The sequence below is a fragment of the Fusobacterium sp. genome, from assembly GCF_019012925.1.
Lineage (GTDB): Bacteria > Fusobacteriota > Fusobacteriia > Fusobacteriales > Fusobacteriaceae > Fusobacterium_A.
On record NZ_JAGIRL010000025.1, the window covers coordinates 63202 to 69849 of the forward strand.

Below are 6648 nucleotides of genomic sequence, written 5' to 3' on the forward strand. Positions count from 1 at the left end.
CATCTCCTAAATATTAGTGTTCACATTTGTGTCCTTCATCATGGTGATGATGAGCACAAGCAGATCCTTTAGAGTATAGAGCTCCATCTAAGAATACTTTTAAAACACTAGCAATATTTCCACTAGCTCCTAATATTACTTGTCCACCATTTTCTTTTATAAGATCAATAGCTCTTTGTCCCATTCCACCTGTGATAACTACATTGATATTGTTATCAGCTATGAATCTAGGGAATACTCCAGGTGCATGTTCTGGTGCTTCTAGAACCTCTCTATTAACTATTTTTCCATCTTCAATTGAGAATACAACAAACTTAGCACAATGACCAAAATGCTCCTCTACATTTACTTCGTCATTTGTTGGGAACCCCACTCTTAAAATTTCATTTGTCATTATAACCATCTCCTGTGTTTTTTAATTTTATTGCTTTATGATGTAATAGACCATCTAATATCTTTTTTCTTCCAGAACTCAAAAGTCTTTGTACAGTACCTCTTGAGATTTTCATAATCTCAGCTGTTTCAATCTGACTCTTATTCTCAAAATCACATAATCTAACAGCTTCTAATTCATCTATCTCAATCTCAACCATCTCCATCTCAAAGAGAGGAACTCCTACAGGTTTAAAGACTCTTTCATTTTCTAAGATACGGCAACATCTTTGTTTTTTACATCTTGGCATAAAATCCTCCTAATATATTTTGTGCATATGCACAAATAAAGTATACTCCTCTTAATTATCTTTGTCAAGTAAATAAAAATTTGGGTAAAGAAAAAGGAAAAAAATTACTGTAATCAGTAGTTTTTTTCCTTGAATATAATTGATTATTGATTTAAAAATAGTTCAAATTTATTTTTTAATTCTTGAGGTAAAAATTTCTCATAATATTTTAGAAATTTTATTCCTGGAATATAGTTTTTATTATTTTTTACAATCTCTAAATACTCTTTTTCAATACTTTGTACAGAGTAGAAATCACTCTTATCAACTATATCTAAAAGTTCAGAGATGATAGATATCTTTTGATTTTCTACATTCTCCAAAGAGTTAGATACTACTAGAGCCTCTAAATAATAAGCCTTGGCATCTTTTAATTTGTTTAGCACCGTAGCTCCATTAGCAAGAGTTTTTAATACCTCTAGCATCTCGATTGAACATTCAGATTGCTCACTTAGATTGTGTTTACATTTTTCATAATATTTCTTTATATTTTCTTTATCATCTATTTCAATAGCTATCTTTATAATCTCGCTATACCCTAGACACTTTTCCTTTTCTCCTCTTCCTTTTACAAGAGAAGCATACTCTTTTATTGATTCCTCAGTATTTCCCTGTTTATTTAAAATCTCAGCAATTAAGTTTCTGAAAACATAGATACTCTCATCATCCTTACTTTTTTTCAAAAGAGCCTTAGTTGTTTCTAGAGCAACATCATAGCATTGAGTAGCTATTAAAGCCTTGATATAAGCATAATCTAACTCATCATACTTTTGAGGATGCTTATTTTTCTCTAAATTGTTACAGAATTTTTTATAAATATAGATAGCTCCTTGTGGATCTTGTAGTTGCTCACTTATAAAGAACATATCCAATAATTTATTCTTTAAATCTCTAATTTTTCTAACACCGTGAAATGATTTTAAAAGATAATCTCTAGCTAAAAGATATCTTTTTCTATTTTTGAATCTTAGATAAAGTTTTTCACAAAACTCCTCTCTCTCCTTGTGTTGTAACTCATAAAGAGCTTCCTCAATGATCCAAAGATTTTCATTGCTGATATCTATTTCACTAAGTAGCATATTGTTAAGAAATTCAATAGCTTGCTCCTCTTTTGTTTTCATTAGATTAGAGATAGATATCTCCTCTCTAATCCCTCTTGAGAGAAGAATGTTTTGTAGATTTTTACATAATATTTTTGCAGTTTTTTCAGTAAGAGATCTCTTTCCAATTTCGATCATACCTAAAAAAACTCTGGTGATATCCTCACCTACTAATTCTCCCTGTGTAATCTTATATTTTTTTCTTAATACCAATAATTTTTCCTCTGGCGATAAGAACATAATACTCCCCCTTAATAGTTATATAATACAGTGTTATTATATAATATTTTTTGTTTTCTGTATAGAGGGTTTATGAAAAAAAGATAGATATATCATCAAAAATTATACTTTTTTTGATCATTTTTATAAAAAATTATAAAAATTTAGATTTTATTAATAAAAAAGATAGTGTAAGGAAAACTCTTGTTGATATTTTATACTCTACATATTATAATTAATATGTAGATTCTATACAGTAAGAGGTGAAAGAATGGAAATAAAAGCAGTAGCATTGGATTTAGATGGAACATTATTGGATTCTAATAAAAAGATTTCGCAAGAGAATAGAAAAATTTTAAAGCTTTTAGAAAGCAAGGGAGTAAAGATTATCATTGTGACTGGAAGAACCTATATCTCTGCCAAACCATATGCTGAGATGCTGGATATGGATAGTTTTGTAATAGCATACAATGGAGCAAAGGTTGTAAACTATAGAAATGATGAGGTTGTATTGGAGTTACCCTTAGAGGAGAGATATGCTAGAAGAATCATAGAGTTGGCTCAAGATAGAGATTTTCATATAAATCTATATCAGGATAACTGTTGGTTTGTAGAAGAATTGGATAGAGATGAAACAAGACACTATTCTAAAATGACGGGACTAACTCCTGTAGCTAAGGATTTTAAAAGCTTTGAAGACTATAATATGACTAAGATAACTATTCAAGATATGGCAAACTCTCAAGAGTTTAATGAGTTCTGCAAACATATAGAAAATAGTTTTAAGGGCGAGGTTTATACAGCTAAATCTCAAAACTTTCTATTTGAAGTGTTGAATAAAAATGTAAATAAAGGGTTGATTTTAGAAAGAGTATTAAAAAGTTATGGGATATCGTTAGATGAGTGTGTAGCTTTTGGAGATGCTAGAAATGACTTGGAGATGTTGAAAATGGTAAAATATGGAGTTGCTATGGGTAACTCTGATCTAGGTTTAAAAGAACAGGTGAACTATGTGACAGATACCAATGATAATGATGGGGTAGCAAAATTTTTAAAAAAATATTTTTTGACACAAATTGTAAAATATGATAAAATTTAAAAATAATCAAAAGCAATAATTAAGCACAAATAGGGGAAAAATTAACCCCTTTATTTTAGATATGGAGGTAAGAATGAAAGAAAATAGTATTGTTATACTAGACTTTGGTTCTCAGTACAATCAATTGATTGCTAGAAGAGTCAGAGAAATGGGTGTTTATGCTGAAGTTGTTCCTTACTTTGAACCTTTAGACAAAATACTTGCTAGAAAGCCAAAGGGAATAATTTTATCAGGGGGACCTGCTTCTGTTTATTTAGAAGGAGCACCAACTATAGACAAGGAGCTATATGCACAAGGGATACCAGTATTAGGTATTTGTTACGGAATGCAATTGACTACTCACTTAATGGGTGGAGAGGTAGCAAGAGCTGACAAGCAAGAGTTTGGAAAAGCTGAATTGGTAATAGATGAGATTGATAGCCCTCTATTCCAAGATGTTCCAAATAACTCAAAAGTATGGATGAGCCACAATGACCATGTAACTAAAATGGCACCAGGATTTATCCAAATAGGGCATACAGATTCATGTGTTGCTGCTACTTACAATAAAGATATCAATACTTATTGTATTCAATTCCATGCTGAAGTTACTCACTCAGAATATGGAACACAAATTCTTAAAAACTTTGTATTTAATGTAGCTGGTTGTGAAAAAAATTGGTCTATGGGTAACTACATAGAGGAAACAATAAAGAATATTAGAGAGACTGTAGGAGATAAGAAAGTATTATTAGGACTTTCAGGAGGAGTTGACTCTTCTGTTGCTGCTACTCTTATTCATAAAGCAATTGGAGATCAATTAACTTGTATCTTTGTTGATACAGGACTTTTAAGAAAAGATGAAGCTAAAAAAGTTATGGAGATCTATGGAGAAAACTTCCATATGAACATCAAGTGTATAGATGCTGAAGAGAGATTCCTATCTAAGTTAGCTGGAGTATCTGACCCTGAAACAAAAAGAAAAATAATAGGAAAAGAGTTTATTGAGGTATTTGATGAAGAGGCTGCTAAATTAACAGATGTTGAGTTCTTAGCACAAGGAACTATCTATCCAGATGTTATTGAGTCTATGTCTGTAAAAGGACCTTCTATGACAATAAAATCTCATCACAATGTTGGTGGACTTCCTGAAGATATGAAATTCAAACTTCTTGAGCCATTAAGAGAGTTATTCAAAGATGAAGTAAGAAAAGTTGGAAGAGAATTAGGAATTCCTGATCATATGGTTGACAGACATCCATTCCCAGGACCAGGACTTGGAATTAGAATATTAGGTGAAGTTGATAAACAAAAAGCTGATATCTTAAGAGAAGCTGACGATATATTTATCGAAGAGCTAAGAAATGCTGACCTATATAATAAAGTAAGCCAAGCTTTTGTTGTACTATTACCAGTAAAATCTGTTGGAGTAATGGGAGACGAGAGAACTTACGAGTATACAGCAGTTTTAAGATCTGCTAATACTATTGACTTTATGACTGCTACTTGGTCACACTTACCATTTGACTTCTTAGAGAGAGTTTCTAATAGAATCTTAAATGAGGTTAAAGGTATCAATAGATTGGCCTATGATATCTCATCTAAGCCACCTTCAACTATCGAGTGGGAATAATAGCTGATTTTTAAACTAACCATTGATTTCATTGAATTGGTTTATATTGAAAAATAGCTCTGACAATAAAATGACAATATTTTAAAAATTTACCCCTAGTAATTTAACTAGGGGTTTTTATATTATTTTTTCTTATATTCTTGGTATTGAGTAAGAACTTTTTTTAATTTTTCAGGAATTGGTATTCCACAAATAGAAGCATTTTCTAAAATACTCAATCCTTCATTTGAAATAAATACTCCTACAGCTAGAGTTTTAATAGCCAGTTTACCATCAAAAAGAATATCTAATTGGTAGGCTAATACTATAACTAGGATAATCATAATTTTTTTTAAAATACCTATTATCCCAGCTTTAGAATTAGCTGTACAAGTAATAAAAGCTTTAATAACCCCTGATAGATAATCTACAGTCATTAAAATTAATAATACTTTCATAGCATCATCTTGTCCACCTGTAACAAGGAAAATAAAAGCTATTAGACTTCCTAATCCTATTGTTATCCCATTTCCTAATATCTTAATGATATCAACTATAAGCAAAATAAAATTCCCAGCTATTTCTCCCGTTGTTTTTATTATTTCTCCCATGTTCCCTCCTAATTAGTAAAAAGATAATTTATAAACTTATCAAATATATCAAACCAATAAGGCGTTATGGCTAAGGATGGGAATATAGATGCTAATACACACATAAAAAATACTCCTATAAAAATACAAGCCAATGTTTTAGAAAATACATCTATTTTTTTAATTTCAATATCTTGTTGTTTCTCTGCATTCTTGCTCCTTTTAAAAATAAGATCTAATAGTTTATTTACTATATTAACTAATCTTTTCATTTAATCTCCTTTTTCGCAAACTTACGAATTTTTATACTGAAAATGAGGATAATCACTGAAATTTTTCCAATCTCCTCCCCACTCAATATCATATTTTTTCATCAATTCTCTAGCTGAATCAGCTACTTCTTTAAATATTCTTTTATCCCAGTTGGCTTTATTATTTATAATGACAGCTATATCAAAAGCATATCCTAATCCATCAGCTTTTACTTGATGCTTAGATTTAATTTTATAACCATCGCATTTTGTGATAATTTTCCCTGGAATAGTCCTTCCTTGTTGAAATAGCCTATTTTGTTCTTCTGCTGTTCTAACTCCACAAGTTATAGAAATATCGTGAGGAGTTACTTTTATTAACTCCATAGCAAACTCTTTTAACTTGGGATGTAACCCCTCTAATCTTTTTAAACTTCTTTGACTGTATTTATACATAATCTTCACTCCTATAAAGTTTTTATCTTATCAGCAATATCATTAATTTCTTTTTCTAAAGCTGTCATTTTTTCTATCAAGAGTTGTATTTCTTCTTGAGTACTAAACTTAGAGTTTTCTAATACTTTTTTATCTTGCTCTAATTTAGAGTATTCTAGTATTTTTTTAGCTCTCATCTCTGTGAACTCAGCTTGTGTTGTTGCTTCATACCAAATATGATTTATTTTGTCCCAAGCTTTTTTATGGTAATTTAAGCTTTCATCATACTCAACTTTGATAATTTTTCCCTCTTGTAAGTACTCTCCATCTATCAGTAATTCCACCATTCCAAGTTGAAGTATTTTTTCTTCTCTAGTCATTTCTCTTATAACTTCATTATCTAAAATAGGATATTCATATTTCGTTGGACTCGCATAGTATTCTGTTTTCCAATCTGGATAGTAAAGAGAAGGATTTGTTTTAAAATCCTCATAATCATAGTTTAAAGTAATTAAATGCTTTAAATTTTTATCATAAATATGTGTCATTTTATCCTCCTAATTTTTTTAATTTATAATTGATCATTTGATTATTTTTTGATATTTTATACTGAAAAAATCTAAATAAATTTTATAATTTAT

Annotated in this window: 9 protein-coding genes; 2 read left to right on the top strand and 7 right to left on the bottom strand. The window is 30.0% G+C overall.

Going from position 1 to position 6648, the window contains the following annotated elements; translation table 11 throughout:
• Nucleotides 1-13: 13 nt before the first annotated feature.
• The 3 genes from QZ286_RS05020 to QZ286_RS05030 form a co-directional block, all read right to left on the bottom strand.
• On the bottom strand, nt 14-394 hold the full coding sequence (locus QZ286_RS05020) for a NifB/NifX family molybdenum-iron cluster-binding protein (RefSeq protein WP_291255882.1): 381 nt from the start codon (nt 392-394) through the stop codon (nt 14-16).
• Nucleotides 384-683 (bottom strand): DUF134 domain-containing protein, encoded by a 300-nt coding sequence (locus QZ286_RS05025; protein WP_291255883.1) that lies wholly within the window; start codon nt 681-683, stop codon nt 384-386. Before QZ286_RS05025 ends, QZ286_RS05020 begins: the two co-directional genes overlap by 11 nt.
• A 143-nt stretch (nt 684-826) precedes the next feature.
• On the bottom strand, nt 827-2062 hold the full coding sequence (locus QZ286_RS05030; protein ID WP_291255884.1) for a hypothetical protein: 1236 nt from the start codon (nt 2060-2062) through the stop codon (nt 827-829).
• Nucleotides 2063-2312: 250 nt separating this feature from the next.
• On the opposite strand from QZ286_RS05030, the gene QZ286_RS05035 reads away from it, so the two are divergent.
• Nucleotides 2313-3140 (top strand): Cof-type HAD-IIB family hydrolase, encoded by an 828-nt coding sequence (locus QZ286_RS05035; RefSeq protein ID WP_291255885.1) that lies wholly within the window; start codon nt 2313-2315, stop codon nt 3138-3140.
• A gap of 73 nt (nt 3141-3213) precedes the next feature.
• A complete protein-coding gene (gene guaA / locus QZ286_RS05040; RefSeq protein WP_291255886.1) occupies nt 3214-4752 on the top strand; it encodes a glutamine-hydrolyzing GMP synthase in 1539 nt (512 codons plus the stop codon).
• Nucleotides 4753-4874: 122 nt separating this feature from the next.
• Here the strand turns inward: guaA and QZ286_RS05045 are convergent, their stop codons facing one another.
• The 4 genes from QZ286_RS05045 to QZ286_RS05060 are packed head-to-tail and all read right to left on the bottom strand — an operon-like array spanning nt 4875 to nt 6555.
• The gene (locus QZ286_RS05045; protein ID WP_291255887.1) at nt 4875-5342 is read right to left on the bottom strand and encodes a holin family protein; all 468 of its coding nucleotides are present in this window, start codon (nt 5340-5342) and stop codon (nt 4875-4877) included.
• Nucleotides 5343-5350: 8 nt separating this feature from the next.
• The gene (locus tag QZ286_RS05050; RefSeq protein ID WP_291255888.1) at nt 5351-5593 is read right to left on the bottom strand and encodes a hypothetical protein; all 243 of its coding nucleotides are present in this window, start codon (nt 5591-5593) and stop codon (nt 5351-5353) included.
• A 21-nt stretch (nt 5594-5614) separates the two neighbouring features.
• Complete coding sequence (locus tag QZ286_RS05055) at nt 5615-6028, bottom strand: M15 family metallopeptidase (protein ID WP_291255889.1); 414 nt, start codon at nt 6026-6028, stop codon at nt 5615-5617.
• 11 nt (nt 6029-6039) lie between these two features.
• A complete protein-coding gene (locus QZ286_RS05060; protein WP_291255890.1) occupies nt 6040-6555 on the bottom strand; it encodes a hypothetical protein in 516 nt (171 codons plus the stop codon).
• Nucleotides 6556-6648 lie beyond the last annotated feature (93 nt).

Coding starts and splice junctions, on each gene's coding strand:
- QZ286_RS05020 (WP_291255882.1), bottom strand. CDS start 394: ATGACAAATGAAATTTTAAGAGTGGGGTTCCCAACAAATGACGAAGTA.
- QZ286_RS05025 (WP_291255883.1), bottom strand. CDS start 683: ATGCCAAGATGTAAAAAACAAAGATGTTGCCGTATCTTAGAAAATGAA.
- QZ286_RS05030 (WP_291255884.1), bottom strand. CDS start 2,062: ATGTTCTTATCGCCAGAGGAAAAATTATTGGTATTAAGAAAAAAATAT.
- QZ286_RS05035 (WP_291255885.1), top strand. CDS start 2,313: ATGGAAATAAAAGCAGTAGCATTGGATTTAGATGGAACATTATTGGAT.
- guaA (WP_291255886.1), top strand. CDS start 3,214: ATGAAAGAAAATAGTATTGTTATACTAGACTTTGGTTCTCAGTACAAT.
- QZ286_RS05045 (WP_291255887.1), bottom strand. CDS start 5,342: ATGGGAGAAATAATAAAAACAACGGGAGAAATAGCTGGGAATTTTATT.
- QZ286_RS05050 (WP_291255888.1), bottom strand. CDS start 5,593: ATGAAAAGATTAGTTAATATAGTAAATAAACTATTAGATCTTATTTTT.
- QZ286_RS05055 (WP_291255889.1), bottom strand. CDS start 6,028: ATGTATAAATACAGTCAAAGAAGTTTAAAAAGATTAGAGGGGTTACAT.
- QZ286_RS05060 (WP_291255890.1), bottom strand. CDS start 6,555: ATGACACATATTTATGATAAAAATTTAAAGCATTTAATTACTTTAAAC.